We start from the raw sequence: 16,283 nt of genomic DNA on the forward strand, positions 1-16,283 counted from the left end.
AGCGCCAGCGTAACTTCGTCCTAAAACAATGGAAGCATCCTGCTTCCGGAGTTACTGCACCTATAAACCCATAGCCTGTAACTATTAGTCAGTTAAGCTGAAAGCTTAACCCATTTTGGGTCGAAGTTACACTGTCGCTAAAGTTCGACCGGTATCCGGGTTAACGTCTTTTTAGTTAATCAGCTAACTTCCAATCAGGCCTTTCAAAGTGACAGGTGTAACCATAAGGGTTTTTTTGAAGGTAATCCTGGTGTTCAGCCTCCGCAATCCAAAAATCAGTTGCCGGCACTACTTCGGTAACGATTTTTCCTGGCCATTTAAAAAATAAAGGTAGGCCACAAATGGGTAAATGGCAAAAGATAAATGAATGATATCTGTATTCTTTCAGTCATTATTTACACAGCTTTAAGTTCAAACCTGACGGCATTATTTTATAGCAATAGTGTAACCTTTTGTATAATAAAGTTATCTTACATTTATAATAAACCACATCGCCATGTTAAAACAATCACTTAAGCTCAGCCTCCCCTTATTGGCTTTTGTCTTTTTTGCAAACATTAGCTATTGCCAGGTTAAAAGCAGCTCCCCCACTCCCTTCACTGATAAGGACATGGTTCAATGGGATTACAGCTCAAAAGTTATTGGCGAGGACTATACCATCTATGTACACTTTCCGCCGGGATATGATACCACCAAAACCAAGTACCCGGTGCTATATATGACCGATGGCGACTGGAACATGACCGTTGCCATGAATTGCTTCAACATGTTAAGACAGGATTATGAAACCACCGAAGCGCTTATTGTAGGCATTGGTTACGGCAACCGCCCTAACCAGCGCAGCCGCGACCTGAACCCAGCAACCGGCGGGCCAAAATTCATCTCGTTTATTGAACAGGAGGTAATACCGTTTATACAAAACAAGTACCGTGTAAGCGATAATAAAGCGCTATACGGCTATTCGTTTGGCGGCATGTTTACTACCATGGTATTATTTGAACACCCTAATCTGTTTAACATGATCTTTATAGGAGCGCCCGGCAACAGTGGCAGTGAACTGATCCCTTCCGCTAAGAAATACTTTGCCAATAACCATGACATTAACTGCAGGGTGTTTTTAGGCGTAGGCTCTTTTGAGCTTTTAACCACTAAAAATATTCAGGATTTTAAGGCCTACATGGAAAACCAGCATTGCAAAGGGCTTGATATTACTACCGCAATTACCCCAAATGCAGGGCATGGCGCCGCGCTGGCCCAGGTAATGCAAAATGCAATAAAATTTGCCTATTGCAAACAACATAAGGCTATTGATATACCTGTAAAGCAACTGGAACAATACACAGGCAATTATCAGATAGCCGGCGACGCTAAAAACAAATTCAAGATTTACGTTGCTAAGGGCAAGCTATACTTCGTCCAAAATAATGCAATACCTATGGTAATTGCACCGTACGCAAAAGCATCATTCTTCATGTATGAGAACGAACGCGCCGATATAACTTTCCATACAGAGGGCAATAAGATGTACATGCTTTTCAACTTTCCAAATGAAAAACCGACGAGGCTGGATAAGGTAAACTAAACCTTATTCTGCCCCCTCCAGTAACGCCATTAAATCGGGGTGGTACACGGGCGTTAAAAACTCCGTGACAATAAATTCAGCAAGCTTATGCTTGTAAAACGGATCCTCGGTTATTACCTTCTCTATTTGTTCCCTTGAGCTTGCAAAGGCCAGGATTACCCCACCCTTGCGCGGCACTTTCGGGCCCCAAACAACAAATACCTTTTCATCATAATATTTATTAAGATGCTTCACATGGACTTCCATATAAGCATCAATCTCTTCAAGAGGGGCTATATACTTAAGATCGATGAAAAACATAGGCATTAAGTTTTAATATTACCATATAGAATTTATTTATACTTCCAGTGCCTCGATTTACCATCGGTAAGCCATTCGGCGGCAGTTTCCATGCGCTTAAGGCGGGTGGCTTCGGTTTTGGCTTCGGTTATCCATTCAATATATTCCTTCTTCTGCGAGTAGCTGAATTGGTTAAGATTTAACCAGGCTTGCGGGTGGGCTTCTAAAAACTTCACAAAGTAATCCGGCACTACCAGCTCGTCGCGCTGGGCGGGCGTTTTCTTCAATGAGGCAGGTCTTGGTTTATTATCTTCATTTAGGGCCATCGCCTGCTGTATAAATTCTATCAGCACTTCTTTGGGCGGCAGATCATTAATACTGGTTAACCTGCCAAAGCTTCCGGCAGCCTGATCGGCCAGGCTCAATACCTTTTGAGGATCATACAATAAAGATGCCTTCCAAAACCCAAACGAGCAGTGCTGTTTAAAAGCCGCCATATTACATACCACACCTTTATAGTCAAAAAATGGCATGCTCCATTTCATGGTTTCAATTATCATAGGCGAGGCTTCATGCACTACAGCCCTCAGGTAGTTTAAAACTGGCTTTGCAAATTCGGGCGATTTTTCGATGTAGGCATCAACCCGGTTATCGTAATGTTCCATATAATTAAAGTTAGCGATTACAATAGCTCCGGCAAAATTGTGCAACAAAAAAGCCCTCCGGTTAACCGAAGGGCTTCATATACTGTTTACCTAATATTATTGACTGGTAAATTTCTTAGCGTTGATCTTGCGTTCGTTTTCGTTAAGGTAAATTTTACGTAAACGGATGCTTTGCGGTGTAACCTCAATGTACTCATCGGCCTGGATATACTCCATTGATTCCTCTAACGAGAATTTGATGGCCGGGGCAATACGCACGTTGGTATCGCTGCCTGATGCACGCATGTTGGTTAACTGCTTGCCTTTGGTTAAGTTAATAACCAAATCGTTATCGCGGATGTGCTCGCCCAAAACCTGTCCTTCGTAAATATCAACTCCCGGATCAACGTGGAACCTGCCGCGGTCCTGTAATTTATCAATTGCGAAAGCAGTAGTTTTACCGGTATCCATTGATACCAATACACCATTTAAACGGCCCGGGATCTGGCCTTTCCAAGGCTCATATGCTTTGAAACGGTGTGCCATGATAGCCTCGCCGCCTGTTGCGGTTAATACGTTGTTACGTAAACCGATGATACCGCGCGCAGGGATATCAAACTCAAGGTGCTGCAAGTCGCCTTTAGGCTCCATGATCAACAGATCTCCTTTACGTTGTGTTACCAGCTCTATTACTTTACCGGCAACATCGCCCGGTACGTCAACAATCAGGGTTTCAACCGGCTCACATTTAACACCGTTAATTTCTTTAACGATAACCTGCGGCTGGCCAACCTGCAATTCGTAACCTTCACGACGCATTGTTTCAATCAATACCGATAAGTGAAGGATACCACGACCATAAACCAGGTATGAATCAGGCGATTCGGTTTCAACAACCTTAAGCGCCAGGTTTTTCTCCATCTCCTTGTACAAACGATCGCGCAGGTGGCGTGAAGTAACAAATTTACCTTCTTTACCAAAGAAAGGTGAAGTATTGATGGTGAACAACATATTCATTGTTGGCTCATCAATTTTGATAACCTCTAATTGTTCCGGGTTTTCAAAATCGGCAATGGTATCACCAATATCAAAACCTTCAATACCTACTACAGCACAGATATCGCCTGAGCTAACTTCGGTAGCTTTTACCTTACCTAAACCTTCAAAGGTATAAAGTTCTTTTATCCTTGATTTTTGGATAGTGCCATCGCGTTTTACCAATGATACCGGCTGGTTTTCTTTGATGGTACCGCGGGCTACACGACCGATAGCGATACGGCCTACGAAAGATGAATAATCTAACGAGGTGATCTGCATTTGTAAAGTACCTTCGGCAATAGGGGCCGGAGGAATGTTTTCCAGAATTGCATCCATCAACGGGAAAATATCCGTTGTTGGTTTTTTATAATCGGTGCTCATCCAGCCTTGTTTTGATGAACCGTAGATAACCGGGAAGTCCAGTTGTTCTTCGGTAGCTTCAAGGTTGAAGAATAATTCAAAAATTTGTTCGTAAACTTCTTCAGGACGGCAGTTCTCTTTATCAACTTTGTTTACAACCACAATTGGCTTAAGGCCCAAAGCCAAAGCTTTTTGCGTTACAAAACGGGTTTGAGGCATAGCGCCTTCAAAAGCGTCGCAAAGTAACAACACACCATCGGCCATTTTCAATACACGCTCAACCTCGCCACCAAAGTCGGCGTGACCAGGAGTATCAATAATGTTGATCTTAACATCTTTATACCTTACAGATACGTTTTTTGAAACGATGGTAATACCACGCTCACGTTCAAGGTCATTGTTGTCAAGGATTAACTCTCCGGTTTGCTCATTGTCCCTGAAAATGGCACAGCTGTGCAGGATTTTATCAACCAAAGTAGTTTTACCGTGGTCAACGTGCGCGATGATCGCAATATTTCTGATTTTTTGCATGAAAATGCCTCTCTAAATTTGGCGCAAAGGTAACGTTAATATATGAGATTTAAAAACCTTTGCAAGTTATAGTTGGGAATTAATACATTAAGCTTACCAAACAACACTTGCGGGGTATGCCTTAAAGTGTTGGTCGGCAGAAATGATTGTGAAATTTTCCGCGATTGACTGCGAAATCAGCAGACGATCAAACGGATCGCCATGATAATGTGGCAGGGATATTAGCTTACTTAAATGATAAGGTGTTATATCAAGGATTTCGAATTGCTTATTAATCAGATAACTATAGAAATTTTCATAGCCAATTTCAATATTAAGCTTTTTTAAAGCGACCTTGATAGCCATTTCCCATAGTGACGCCATACTTACATAACATTGATTATCGGGATCTTCGATTAATTGTTTGGCTGTTTTAGATAATCTATCATCAGAAGCCTGAAACCAAAGGATTGCCTGTGTATCAATAAGCAACTGCATTACATATAATCTTTGAAATCCTCAAGTGGTTCGTCAAAATCTTCCGACATCCAAATTTTGCCTTTCAAACTTCCATATCCCCTTACAGTCTGATTCCCATCTAACAATTCAACATTGGTAAACTTTTTCAAAAGCTTATCTACATCTTTCTCTATCTGAGTTTGTAAGTCAGGTGGTAATTGATCAAGCTTTTTTATAAGTGTAGCACTAACCATATTCTTAAACTTAATAAAGCTAATTTACAAAAAACAAATCTTATCTCCCAAAAGCCCAAACCAAAAACTTGGCCATCGCCTTGCCCCACGTAGCAGTATCATGCGTACCTCCTACTACTTCAACATACTGAATTTCCTCCGGGCGTTTAAAACCATTGGCTTCCATTTCCCTGATCAGGTCGATGGTATCATCAATGGCATCGATAATGCCATTTTTATTACGGTCGCTGGTTTCATCTCTGGTGCCGGTTTGCAGCCAGGCGCTGATAGCCGGTTTATTTTTGGTTTCCCTTATTACCTGGTGCATTAACCTGTCGGCCTCGGTGTAACCTTTAGCGAGATCTTTCCCTCTCCACCAAAACGAACCTGAAAAAACGCCGGTTTTATTGAACAATGCAGGGTTGTTCCAAACAATATCAAAAGCAGATAAGCCACCGAGCGAAAAGCCGGCAAAGGCCGTTATATCAAACTCATTAAAGCCGGTCAACTGTTGTAATTGAGGCAGCAATTCTTCTTTTATAAATTGTGTATATACAGCAGCTTTTGCGCCACGGCCTTTAAAATCGGGCTTACCCGCAATGCCATATTCATCAAGGCGGTCATCTCCGGCATGGATAGCCACAATCAGTACCGGTTTAAGCCGATTGGTATTGTATAAGGTTTCGAGCGTATTTTTTAACCCCAGGCTCTCCAGTTCCTGTCCATCGTTGAGTAACAGTAAATTCAGAGGCTCAGCAATATCGCCATCCTCGGGTTTCAGGACGGTTAAAGTTACTTCCCGCTCAAGCAGTGCTGAGGTTATATTTATTTCCTGTTCGGTTATCGTCATTTCAGTATCAAGCCAACCCGGGTACATCTCTTTCTAAATTAAAATTAAGGGCGCAAAAATAAGCTATACTTTTTACTTTTTGGCGGCTAAGGATTAATATTATCAGGCTGTTGCCTTTTTCAAACAAACCTCCTAACTTACAATCATTATAAAAACTACACTGCTTTGACCGAAAAATTTCACCGCTGGCACTCCCCCAACACCAACACCGACCTCGAAATGCTGGTATTCGGCGACCGCGGTTACCCTGTGATCGTTTTCCCGACCACAAAAGGCCGCTACTATCAAAACAAAGATTTCGGCCTTATCGAAAGCGTAAAATGGTTTGTTGACAATGGCCTGGTGAAGATCTATTGCCCCGATACCATCGACGACCGCAGCTGGTACAACAAAGGCATCCACCCGGCCGATAGGGCCAAAACCTATGCAGGTTACGATCGCATGCTGGTAAACGAGCTTATCCCCTGGGCAATGCATGAAACAGGTGTTGGCAAAGTAGCTGTGGCCGGCTGTAGTTTTGGCGGATACCATGCAGCCAATTTCGCATTCAAGCACCCCGAAAAAGTAAAGCACCTGTTTAGTATGGGCGGGGCTTTTGACATTAAAATGTTTACCGATGGCTATTATGATGACAACATTTTTTATAACAACCCGGTTGATTTTTTGCCGGGCAGCAATCATCAGGATCTTTGGCAAATGAACATTGTACTTGGTACATCCGAGTATGACATCTGCAAAAGATATAATATTCAGCTCTCAAATATTTTAAAACAAAAAAACATTAAACACTGGCTGGATATCCGCCCATTTGCGAATCACGACTGGCCCATCTGGCGCGAAATGTTCCCGCATTATCTATCAACAATTAAATAAAGAGGCAAGAAATCAAGATTCAAGAAACAAGAAAATAAGATTCAAGAGACGGGAAATACAGATTCAAGAGGCAAGAGTTTAAGAGACAGGAAAGAAATGAAAAAATGAAAAAATAAAGAGCAAGATTTACATCAACCTGAAACCCAAAGAAAAACAAACATATAAACACCTACTACCATGAAAAAAATTGGCATCTTATTCGGACAGGAAGATTCGTTTCCGCAAGCATTTGTTGACCGTGTAAACCAAAAGGCAGAAAAAGGCATCAGTGCCGAGTTTGTACGGCTTGATAAGGTAATGCAGGCCGAACCGCTTGATTATGCTGTGATCATTGACCGTATTTCGCAGGATGTGCCTTACTATCGCGCAGCCCTGAAAAATGCCGCTATTTGCGGTACTGCTGTTATCAACAACCCTTTTTGGTGGAGCGCTGACGAAAAGTTTTTCAACAATGCCCTTGCTGTAAAAATCGGGGTACCCGTACCCAAAACGGTGATCCTGCCATCAAAGGAATTGCCCGATGATACTACCAATAAGTCATTCCGGAACCTGGCTTACCCGCTTGATTGGAACGGCATTTTCAATTATGTAGGTTTTCCGGCCTATATGAAACCGTTTGACGGCGGCGGCTGGAAAGAGGTTTACAGAGTAGAAAACGAGAAGGATTTTTTCAGCAAATACGATAAAACCAAACAGCACGTGATGATGCTGCAGGAAGAGGTAGTTTTTGACGATTACTTTCGCTGTTATTGCATTGGCGGCAAACATGTACGCATCATGCAGTATGAACCCCGCAACCCGCACCACCTGCGCTATGAACACGGTAAGGCACCGGCCTCCAAAAAACTGTTGGATACCATTAAAGATTATGTAATAAAACTAAATCAATATTTAGGTTACGATTTTAATACGGTTGAGTTTGCCGTTCGCGATGGCATTCCTTATGCTATTGATTTTTGTAACCCCGCTCCTGATGCTGAAGTTACCAGCGTAGGCCAGGAAAACTTTGACTGGGTGGTTGAAACTGCCGCCGATTACGCCATTGAACGTGCAAAAAGTCAAAAGGACGGCGTCGATAACCTTACCTGGGGCGAGTATGTAAAAACATCGGCAGCAAAAACACCACTGGTAGCGGCTGCTAAAAAAGCCGCTGTTAAAGCCGATGTATCGGTAGCTGCGGTTGACCATGCCATTGAAGCAGAAGGGAAAGTAAAGAAAACCAAAGTAGCTAAGGCGCCGGTTACAAAAGCTGCTGCTGCGAAGGAGCCGGTGGTAAAAGAACCGGTTGTGAAAGCCGCTGCTGTAAAAGAAAAAGCAGCGATTAAGCCTAAAAAGGCGGCTAAGAAATAATATTAAGTCATGCCGAACTTGTTTCGGCACCTCACTTGTAAGTTAAGCTTGCATGGTCTATACCCTGCGTGTGGGGTGCTGAAACAAGTTCAGCATGACGTTTTCATTACTAACCCTAACCAATTATGAACGAATTTACCTTAGGTGTTGAAGAAGAATTTATGGTGATTGATCCCGTATCGCGGGAACTGAAATCGCATGAGCAAAAAATTGTGGATGCAGCCCAAAAGATCCATGAAGACCAGGTAAAAGCCGAAATGCACCAGGCCGTGGTTGAGGTGGGCACCCATATTTGCCGCAATACAGAAGAAGCCCGTAAAGAAGTGGGTAAGCTTCGTACCACGGTGGCCCAACTGGCCGGAGATATTGGCCTGCGTATTGGCGCTGCCGGTACACATCCTTTTTCACACTGGCAGCACCAATTGATTACCGATAATCCAAGATATTTTGAAATTGTGGATGAGATGCAGGAGGCTGCCCGCTCCAACCTCATTTTTGGGTTGCATGTGCATGTAGGCATCCAGTCGCGCGATATGGCTATTCATATAGCCAACCAGGTGCGGTACTTTTTGCCGCATGTGTATGCGCTTTCAACCAATTCGCCGTTTTGGGAAGGGCGAAATACCGGTTTTAAATCGTTCCGCACCAAGGTTTTTGATAAGTTTCCGCGTACGGGCATCCCCGATTATTTCAGCAGTATTGAGGAGTACGACCGCTACATTAAGCTGCTCGTAAAAACCAATTGTATTGATAACGCCAAAAAAATCTGGTGGGATATCCGTGTACACCCATTCTTTGAAACCATCGAATTCCGAATTTGCGACTGCCCTATGCTTGTTGATGAAACCATTGCTTTTGCTGCGCTATTCCAGGCATTGTGTGCCAAGCTTTACAAACTACGGGCACAAAACATGAAGTTCATTAACTATTCGCGTGCGCTTATCAATGAAAATAAATGGCGCGCAGCCCGTTACGGCATCGACGGAAAAATGATAGACTTTGGTAAGGAAATGGAGGTAAATACCCGCTCACTGATATTGGAGCTGCTTGATTTTGTAGACGATGTAGTTGACGAACTTGGCTCGCGCGATGACCTGCAATATGTACACAATATACTGGAGCATGGCACCGGTGCCGACAGGCAACTGGCCATTTACCAGCAAAACAATAACTTTGCCGATGTGGTGGATTATATCACCTCACAAACACTGAAGGGGTTGTAAGCCCCTCCCAAACCCTCCCCGGTAGGGAGGGCTTTAAACAGCTGGGAGTAATAAAAGGGGATAAAATATTTTTTAACATAAAACAAAAAGTCTCCCCTACCGAGGGAGATTTAGAGGGGGGGGCTCGGGCATATGAAACCGGAAATAAAAGTGGCCATACTTGATCTGTATGATGGGATAGCGAACGAAGGTATGCGCGGTTTCCAGGATATTTTGAAGCGATATAAGGCCGAACATGATCTGAATTTAAGCTACCAGATCTTCGATGTACGCCGCAAATGCGAAATGCCGGGTACCAATTTTGATATCTATATTTCAAGCGGTGGCCCGGGTAACCCGTTAGAAACCGAGGGTACCGAATGGGAAAAGAAATATTTTAACCTGGTTGATAAGCTGGAAGATCATAACTTATCCAACAACAGTAACAAAAAGCATGTGTTCTTTGTGTGCCATTCGTTTCAGTTAATGTGCCGTCATTACAAGCTGGGCGATATCAATATGCGCCGTTCCCCTTCATTTGGGGTACTGCCGGTTAATAAAACCGAACTTGGTTTAAATGAGCCTTTATTTGAAGGTTTAGCCGAGCCTTTTTACGCCGTTGATTCACGAAGCTGGCAGGTGATCAACCCGGATGAAAAACGTTTTAAGGAACTGGGTATGCAACTGGTGGCGATAGAAAAAGAACGTCCGCATGTTGATTTGCCCAGGGCTATGATGGCTATCCGGTATAATGATTATTTCTTCGCCACGCAGTTTCATCCCGAAGCCGACGCCGGAGGGATGAAGGGAATGCTGCTTCGCGAAGAAAAAAAGCAGGAGGTGATCAGCGAGCATGGTGAGGTTAAATACAAGGAAATGCTTGAACGCCTTGATGATCCGGATAAAATAACATATACCCAGCATACGCTGATCCCTGATTTTTTGGATATGGCGGTTGGCCCCACCCAACCCTCCCCTAAAGGGAGAGGGCTTTTAGAAGTTAAAGAAGATTAATAATTTTATTATAAACCGTAATAAAAAAGCCTCCCCTTCAGGGGAGATTTAGAGGGGCTAATAATGAATCCATCGGTCAGAAAAACATTTAACGAAACATTCAGCGAAGAAAAATACAGTCAATTTCTTGATCAGCTCAATAACGACTTCAAAGAGCCCGTGCCTTTCCGCGTTGCGGAAACACCTGTTTTTTTGACTGCTGATTTCCGTGATAGGCTCAAAGCCGCAGGTAATGATATTATAAATACCATCCTTAGGCCCGATTTTAAGGAATTGACCGAGCGGGCTATCCCCGATTTTTGGCGGGTAGCTAATGAAAACGATCATCCTCATTTTATCGCGCTGGATTTTGGCATCTGTAAAGATGAACAGGGAAATATCGTACCCAAACTCATAGAATTGCAGGGCTTCCCCTCCCTTTATGGTTTCCAGGTACTTTTAGGCGATACTTACCGGGAGGTTTATGATCTTCCTGATGATGAAACTATCTTTTTTAGCGGATTAGATAAACAAAGCTACCTTGATCTGCTTAAAAAAACCATCATCGGCCCTTACCAACCCGATGAAGTTGTATTGATGGATGTAAACGCCCCGGAGCAAAAAACAGCGGTTGATTTTCATCTCACTCAAAAATACATTGGTACGCCTGTGGTGTCGTTGAGTGATCTGATGCAGGATGGTAAAAAGCTTTATTATATGGCCGGCGATCAAAAGAAACAAATCAAACGCATCTACAATCGCCTGATATTTGATGAAATAGCCGGCGACCCGGATATTTTTAACAAAGTGGCAGATATAAGGCAGCCCCTTGAGGTTGAATGGGTTGCACACCCCAACTGGTTTTACCGCGTCAGCAAATTCACCATGCCTTTTTTAACAGGCGATTACATCCCAAAAACGCAGTTTTTGCACCAATTAGAACAAATCCCTGCCGATTTGGAAAACTATGTGCTTAAACCGTTGTTCTCTTTTGCAGGTCAGGGAGTAATTATTGATATCAGAAACAACGATATAGAAGCCATTACAGATCCTGAGAACTGGATCTTACAGCAAAAGGTAAATTACGAACCTGTTGTACAATCGCCGGAAGGCGGCGTAAAGGCCGAGATCAGGTTGCTTTACCTTTGGCCAAATGGGGATGAAAAACCCACACTTGCCATAAACCTTGCACGGTTAAGCCGTGGAAAAATGATAGGCGTACGTTATAATAAAGATTATAACTGGGTTGGCGGCACAGTTGCTTTTATGCCTCGTTAAACTTTGTACTAATTGCCCTGTCTGTACGTATATATTAAATAATGCTTAATTTTGTCTTTATGAATATGCAAATCATCATTATCGCGATACTTTTTGCAGGCGCTGTTTTTTACATCGGCCGTATGATGTACAGGGCGCTTACTACCAAAAAAAGCTGTGGCGGCAATTGCAAATGCGGTGTTGATTTTTCAGGCATTGAACCTGGAAAAACCACCAAATAATGCTCAACTCCTATTTCATACAATCTTCATAAGTAACCCATACTTTAGTAAAGTAATTTTCCTTAATGTCATCAAGCAAGCAAGTTTTTCAAGCTGATAACCCCGGTAGGTGGAACCGTTTTAAATGGTTAAGCCGTGTACTGCTGGCTGCACTGGTTATCGGCATTATAGCCGTTGTTGTTACTATCCGTTCAACTTATTACCCTGAGCTTCCCAACCTTAACCCTGCTCCCAAAAAAATGACCAAAGAGGAGCTTGAGCAGTTAAAAAGATCAACAAAGTTTAAATCGTTCAAAATTCAAAAGTCTGAGATAGAAGCACTTGAACGGGCCCGGAAACTTCATCAAATCAAACAACCAAACAATAAAGACCGTATAAACGCCGCTTTTTATCGTGCCTGGGAACCACAGGCTTATAACTCACTGGTGGTGAACATCGGTCACCTGGATATGGTAGTAAGCGAAGGCTTTTCTATAGTACCTAAAACCGATACCGTTGTAACCAAGCTCGATACCGGGCTAATGAACCTCAATAAAAAATATAACAAACCCATTGTTGTTTCGCTGTCAAACTATGTAAACTACAATAACACCCACGGCGGCTATGACACTAAAGATGTTGACCGGATTGTTAACAATAAAACACTCCGCAGTAATTTCATTAACAGCATAGTTAACTCGCTCACTAAAAATAAGCTAAAGGGTATTAATGTTGATTTTGATGAGCTGCGCGACCGAAACAGCAAAAATTACATAGCCTTTCAAAATGAGCTATATGCAACCCTGCATGCCAAAGGCTTCCTGGTTACGCAAAACGTGGTTCCCGAGGATGAAACTTTTGACATTACAAGGCTTCAGCATGTAAACGATTTCCTGTTCATCATGGCCATTGATGAGCACTATGAGGCTACAAATGCCGGCGATCTTTCAAATCAGCGCTGGGTTGAACAGATCCTGGACGAGGTATGTTCGAAGGTTCCGTCAGAAAAAGTAATTTTAACATTTGCGGGCGGCGCCTATGACTGGCCCGAAGGCAGTGTTGGTAAAACCATTGGTTACCAGCAGGCTATCAGTACTGCAGAGGAGCAAAAAAGCAAGATCACTTTTGATCCTAATTCGGCCAACCTGCATTTTACTTATATGGACAAGGACAGCCTTGACCATACCATTTACTTTACCGATGCGGCAACGAATTTTAACGTGATCCGCATGGCCGATGACTGGGCAACCGGCGGCGTGGCACTATGGCGTTTAGGGGCCGAAGATCCACGCCTGTGGACATTTTTCCAGAAAAACCTGTCGATAGACTCATTGAAAAAAACGGGTGTGGATATGCGCAAACTTACATCTGTAGGTTTAAACAACCGTGTAAATGTGGACTATGATGGCGATGGTGAAGTGCTTGACCTTATTACCACCCCTACTACTGGAGTGATCGACGTAAAAATGGACCCGGCTACATTTACCATCCTCGATCAGCATTATATAAAACTTCCCACTAAATATGTGATCCGCAGGTATGGTTATGCCCCTAAGAAAGTGGTTTTAACTTTTGACGATGGCCCCGATCCTGATTTTACACCCCGTATTTTAGATATCCTTAAAGCCGAAAAAGTACCGGCAGCATTCTTTGTTGTAGGTGCTATGGCCGAAAAAAACATACAGCTGCTCCGGCGCGAGTATGAAGAAGGTTATGAAATAGGCAACCACACGTTTTTCCACCCCGATATTTCAACCATCAGTTTAAAGAGGGTAATACTGGAGCTTAACTCTACCCGTAAGCTTATTGAATCGGTAACCGGCCGAAGCACTATCCTGTTTCGCCCGCCGTTTAATGCCGATGCCGAACCGCAAACCCTTGCCGAGGTTATCCCGGTTGCTGAAAGCCGCCGTCAGAGTTATATCACCATTGGCGAATCTATCGACCCCTGGGATTGGCAGCCCGGCGTAACTGCCGATAGCATTATTGCCCGTACCATCAGGCAAAAAGATAACGGATCGATGATATTGCTGCATGATGCCGGAGGTGATACCCGTGAAGAAACCGTTAAAGCCCTTCCCGCAATCATTCACTACTTTAAATCGCACGGCTACGAGTTTACCACTATTGCCGATGTGCTGGGTAAAACTAAAGACGACCTGATGCCGCCCATTAAACCGGATCCAAGCACAGGCATTTTCGGCCCGGCCTATGACGTTTTTATTCATGGTTATTACTATATAAACTGGGTGCTGATCTATATATTCCTGTCGGCCATATTCCTGGCCATTGGCCGCATTGTGCTAATCGGCATTTTGGCTGTGAGACAGCGAAGCGTGGATAAAAAATCCAAAAAGCTTGATCGCAATACGGATGTAATGCCTGCGGTAAGCATCATTGTTCCTGCCTACAACGAGGAGGTTAATGCAGTAGCAACTATACAAAGTCTGCTTAAAACCGATTATCCATCGTTCGAGATCATTTTTGTTGATGACGGATCAAAAGATAAAACCTTTGCGGTTGTGGAAGCCGCTTATGCAGGCAACCCGCTGATCAAAATTTTAACCAAACCCAACGGCGGCAAAGCGTCGGCACTAAACTTTGGTATTACCCATGCCCAAAATGATTTTGTGGTTTGTATTGATGCCGATACCCAGCTCAAAACTGATGCTGTTTACCAGTTGATGACCTACTTTACAGACGAGGAAATAGGCGCCGTAGCCGGAACCGTTAAAGTTGGTAACGAAACCAATATCATTACACGCTGGCAGTCGATAGAGTATATCACTGCGCAAAACATGGACCGCCGTGCATTCGATCTCATCAACAGTATTACCGTTGTACCCGGGGCCATAGGTGCGTTCCGTAAATCGGCTATTTTCCGCGCAGGCGGGTTTACTTATGATACCCTTGCCGAGGATTGCGACCTCACCATGCGTATACTTAAGCAAGGCTACGTGGTGCGTAATTGTGCCGAAGCCATTGCTTACACCGAGGCGCCCGAAACAATAAACATGCTGCTGAAACAACGTTTCCGCTGGAGTTTTGGCGTAATGCAAAGTTTCTGGAAAAACCGCGACGCACTGTTTAATAAAAAATACAAGTTTTTTGGAATGGTGGGGATGCCTAACATCCTTATTTTCCAGATCATATTGCCGCTGTTCTCCCCCCTGGCAGACCTGATGATGCTGTTCGCCCTGTTCGGCGAAAAACCAGAGAAGATGCTGCTATATTACGTAGCATTTGTGTTGGTTGATTTTATAGTAGGTATCATCGCTTTCCGCATGGAAAAGGAAGACTACAAGAAACTCATCTACATTATCCCGCAAAGGTTTATGTGGCGGCAGCTAATGTACTATGTGCTGTTTAAATCGCTGCGAAAAGCCCTAAAAGGCGAACTGAGCGGATGGGGCGTACTTAAGCGCACCGGTAATGTAAAAGTTGGTGGCGATGGCGGTAAAAAATCGCAGCCGGTTTATATTGTTATCGGTGTTGCAATAATTGCTGTGATCGTGTATTTACTGTATAAGCACTTTAGTTAAAAATGGATTGATTTACCTCGCCGCCATTTGCCCTGCCTTCTTCCGTCTGGATGAACGATACCGTTGTGGTGCTGTTATCGTACTGGATCCCGTTGTCGTATTCCGTGGTCGTGGTGGTGCCGCCTGCGGTATACAGTTTCCGGAGCTTATTGCCCGATGCACTGTAAACATACACCACTGTACTGCCGTTATTTTTGGTGATCGTCTGCGGCAGGTTCAGCATATTGTAGCTGTTACTGCTGATGCCCTTGTTCTGGTCGCGCAGGTGGTTACCGTTACCATCATAGATGTATTCATTAGCCGGCTTCACCAGTTCGGTAAGGCCGGCAGTGCCCCGTATAGAGTGAGGCATCATCGATCCGGTTCAGCCGGTAAAAGCTGTAGGTATAGGTCAGCGTATCGATCTGCGTTTTTGCATTCCCGATATTGTCATACCTGCCCAGACTGCTGATATTGCCCATGTTGTCATACACCACATTCTCATCGTAGTACCCATCTTTCGGGGTACCTGTTGTCGATACCGCAGCCCTCAGCCTGTTCAGGTGGTCGTAGCCGTAATCATAGGTTTGTTTTACCGGGGTTATTGTTATTGTGTCTGCCGTATACGAGTGCTCAAAATCAATTTAGCCTATCAACAAAAAATCCCGGATGTATCGTCCATCCGGGATTTGCATATTCATGAACTTATGCAATAGTGCCAAATAGCTTTTACCTGATTACCCTGCCCGATATCCATGCGTCGGTAAAGGCAGCCATTGAAATTATCACACGCCACAGGCGTGCGCCAGCGATGGGATTTATACTCATTACTTTATATCTATTGAGTGCTGTTCAAGCAGCATTATAATTCACACGCCACAGGCGTACGACAGCTTAGGAGTACCGAACCC

At 43.7% G+C, this 16,283-nt stretch carries 15 protein-coding genes and 1 pseudogene; 8 read left to right on the forward strand and 8 right to left on the reverse strand.

Annotated features, from left to right (window positions below):
• Positions 1-175 precede the first annotated feature (175 nt).
• Positions 176-316 (reverse strand): annotated as a pseudogene (locus tag SNE26_RS16755) (peptide-methionine (S)-S-oxide reductase); the annotation flags it as partial.
• A gap of 180 nt (positions 317-496) precedes the next feature.
• Between SNE26_RS16755 and SNE26_RS16760 the strand changes: the two are divergent.
• A complete protein-coding gene (locus SNE26_RS16760) occupies positions 497-1,582 on the forward strand; it encodes an alpha/beta hydrolase-fold protein (protein WP_321555075.1) in 1,086 nt (361 codons plus the stop codon).
• A gap of 3 nt (positions 1,583-1,585) precedes the next feature.
• Here SNE26_RS16760 and SNE26_RS16765 read toward each other — a convergent pair whose 3' ends face one another.
• The 6 genes from SNE26_RS16765 to SNE26_RS16790 all read right to left on the reverse strand — a co-directional run bounded on the left by SNE26_RS16765 (position 1,586) and on the right by SNE26_RS16790 (position 5,955).
• A complete protein-coding gene (locus tag SNE26_RS16765; RefSeq protein ID WP_321555076.1) occupies positions 1,586-1,882 on the reverse strand; it encodes a YciI family protein in 297 nt (98 codons plus the stop codon).
• Between the two features lie 32 nt (positions 1,883-1,914).
• Positions 1,915-2,526: a DUF1801 domain-containing protein gene (locus SNE26_RS16770; protein ID WP_321555077.1), complete on the reverse strand. Its 612-nt coding sequence runs from the start codon at positions 2,524-2,526 to the stop codon at positions 1,915-1,917.
• A 96-nt stretch (positions 2,527-2,622) separates the two neighbouring features.
• A complete protein-coding gene (gene typA / locus SNE26_RS16775; protein WP_114938920.1) occupies positions 2,623-4,434 on the reverse strand; it encodes a translational GTPase TypA in 1,812 nt (603 codons plus the stop codon).
• A gap of 93 nt (positions 4,435-4,527) precedes the next feature.
• Positions 4,528-4,911, reverse strand: a complete 384-nt coding sequence (locus tag SNE26_RS16780) for a type II toxin-antitoxin system VapC family toxin (RefSeq protein WP_321555078.1) — start codon at positions 4,909-4,911, stop codon at positions 4,528-4,530.
• Positions 4,911-5,126 (reverse strand): DUF2281 domain-containing protein, encoded by a 216-nt coding sequence (locus SNE26_RS16785; RefSeq protein WP_321555079.1) that lies wholly within the window; start codon positions 5,124-5,126, stop codon positions 4,911-4,913. Before SNE26_RS16785 ends, SNE26_RS16780 begins: the two co-directional genes overlap by 1 nt.
• A 40-nt stretch (positions 5,127-5,166) precedes the next feature.
• On the reverse strand, positions 5,167-5,955 hold the full coding sequence (locus SNE26_RS16790) for an alpha/beta hydrolase-fold protein (RefSeq protein ID WP_321555080.1): 789 nt from the start codon (positions 5,953-5,955) through the stop codon (positions 5,167-5,169).
• A gap of 165 nt (positions 5,956-6,120) precedes the next feature.
• Between SNE26_RS16790 and SNE26_RS16795 the strand changes: the two genes are divergently transcribed.
• The 7 genes from SNE26_RS16795 (at position 6,121) to SNE26_RS16825 (ending at position 15,393) form a co-directional block, all read left to right on the forward strand.
• Positions 6,121-6,828, forward strand: a complete 708-nt coding sequence (locus SNE26_RS16795) for an alpha/beta fold hydrolase (protein WP_321555081.1) — start codon at positions 6,121-6,123, stop codon at positions 6,826-6,828.
• 177 nt (positions 6,829-7,005) lie between these two features.
• A complete protein-coding gene (locus SNE26_RS16800; RefSeq protein WP_321555082.1) occupies positions 7,006-8,178 on the forward strand; it encodes a hypothetical protein in 1,173 nt (390 codons plus the stop codon).
• Positions 8,179-8,303: 125 nt separating this feature from the next.
• Entirely contained in the window at positions 8,304-9,401 is a 1,098-nt protein-coding gene (locus SNE26_RS16805) for a carboxylate-amine ligase (RefSeq protein WP_321555083.1), read from the forward strand.
• 132 nt (positions 9,402-9,533) lie between these two features.
• Positions 9,534-10,394 carry a GMP synthase gene (locus SNE26_RS16810; protein ID WP_321555084.1) on the forward strand — a complete coding sequence of 287 codons (861 nt, stop codon included), beginning with the start codon at positions 9,534-9,536 and terminating at the stop codon, positions 10,392-10,394.
• Positions 10,395-10,457: 63 nt separating this feature from the next.
• Positions 10,458-11,651, forward strand: coding sequence for a hypothetical protein (locus tag SNE26_RS16815; RefSeq protein ID WP_321555085.1), 1,194 nt, complete (start codon positions 10,458-10,460; stop codon positions 11,649-11,651).
• Positions 11,652-11,710: 59 nt separating this feature from the next.
• Complete coding sequence (locus SNE26_RS16820) at positions 11,711-11,872, forward strand: FeoB-associated Cys-rich membrane protein (protein ID WP_090533873.1); 162 nt, start codon at positions 11,711-11,713, stop codon at positions 11,870-11,872.
• A gap of 65 nt (positions 11,873-11,937) precedes the next feature.
• Positions 11,938-15,393: a glycosyltransferase gene (locus SNE26_RS16825; RefSeq protein WP_321555086.1), complete on the forward strand. Its 3,456-nt coding sequence runs from the start codon at positions 11,938-11,940 to the stop codon at positions 15,391-15,393.
• Here SNE26_RS16825 and SNE26_RS16830 read toward each other — a convergent pair.
• Positions 15,386-15,748 (reverse strand): hypothetical protein, encoded by a 363-nt coding sequence (locus tag SNE26_RS16830; protein ID WP_321555087.1) that lies wholly within the window; start codon positions 15,746-15,748, stop codon positions 15,386-15,388. The two genes, SNE26_RS16825 and SNE26_RS16830, sit on opposite strands and share 8 nt — an antisense overlap.
• Between the last annotated feature and the right edge of the window lie 535 nt (positions 15,749-16,283).

Origin of the sequence: Mucilaginibacter sp. cycad4, from assembly GCF_034263275.1 — a bacterium.
Taxonomy (GTDB): Bacteria; Bacteroidota; Bacteroidia; order Sphingobacteriales; family Sphingobacteriaceae; genus Mucilaginibacter.

What these genes read in the sequence shown, in the direction of transcription:
- SNE26_RS16785 (WP_321555079.1), bottom strand. Translation starts at nt 5,126, where the DNA reads ATGGTTAGTGCTACACTTATAAAAAAGCTTGATCAATTACCACCTGAC.
- SNE26_RS16815 (WP_321555085.1), top strand. Translation starts at nt 10,458, where the DNA reads ATGAATCCATCGGTCAGAAAAACATTTAACGAAACATTCAGCGAAGAA.
- SNE26_RS16790 (WP_321555080.1), bottom strand. Translation starts at nt 5,955, where the DNA reads ATGACGATAACCGAACAGGAAATAAATATAACCTCAGCACTGCTTGAG.
- SNE26_RS16820 (WP_090533873.1), top strand. Translation starts at nt 11,711, where the DNA reads ATGAATATGCAAATCATCATTATCGCGATACTTTTTGCAGGCGCTGTT.
- SNE26_RS16830 (WP_321555087.1), bottom strand. Translation starts at nt 15,748, where the DNA reads ATGATGCCTCACTCTATACGGGGCACTGCCGGCCTTACCGAACTGGTG.
- SNE26_RS16770 (WP_321555077.1), bottom strand. Translation starts at nt 2,526, where the DNA reads ATGGAACATTACGATAACCGGGTTGATGCCTACATCGAAAAATCGCCC.
- typA (WP_114938920.1), bottom strand. Translation starts at nt 4,434, where the DNA reads ATGCAAAAAATCAGAAATATTGCGATCATCGCGCACGTTGACCACGGT.
- SNE26_RS16800 (WP_321555082.1), top strand. Translation starts at nt 7,006, where the DNA reads ATGAAAAAAATTGGCATCTTATTCGGACAGGAAGATTCGTTTCCGCAA.
- SNE26_RS16810 (WP_321555084.1), top strand. Translation starts at nt 9,534, where the DNA reads ATGAAACCGGAAATAAAAGTGGCCATACTTGATCTGTATGATGGGATA.
- SNE26_RS16765 (WP_321555076.1), bottom strand. Translation starts at nt 1,882, where the DNA reads ATGTTTTTCATCGATCTTAAGTATATAGCCCCTCTTGAAGAGATTGAT.
- SNE26_RS16805 (WP_321555083.1), top strand. Translation starts at nt 8,304, where the DNA reads ATGAACGAATTTACCTTAGGTGTTGAAGAAGAATTTATGGTGATTGAT.
- SNE26_RS16825 (WP_321555086.1), top strand. Translation starts at nt 11,938, where the DNA reads ATGTCATCAAGCAAGCAAGTTTTTCAAGCTGATAACCCCGGTAGGTGG.
- SNE26_RS16760 (WP_321555075.1), top strand. Translation starts at nt 497, where the DNA reads ATGTTAAAACAATCACTTAAGCTCAGCCTCCCCTTATTGGCTTTTGTC.
- SNE26_RS16780 (WP_321555078.1), bottom strand. Translation starts at nt 4,911, where the DNA reads ATGCAGTTGCTTATTGATACACAGGCAATCCTTTGGTTTCAGGCTTCT.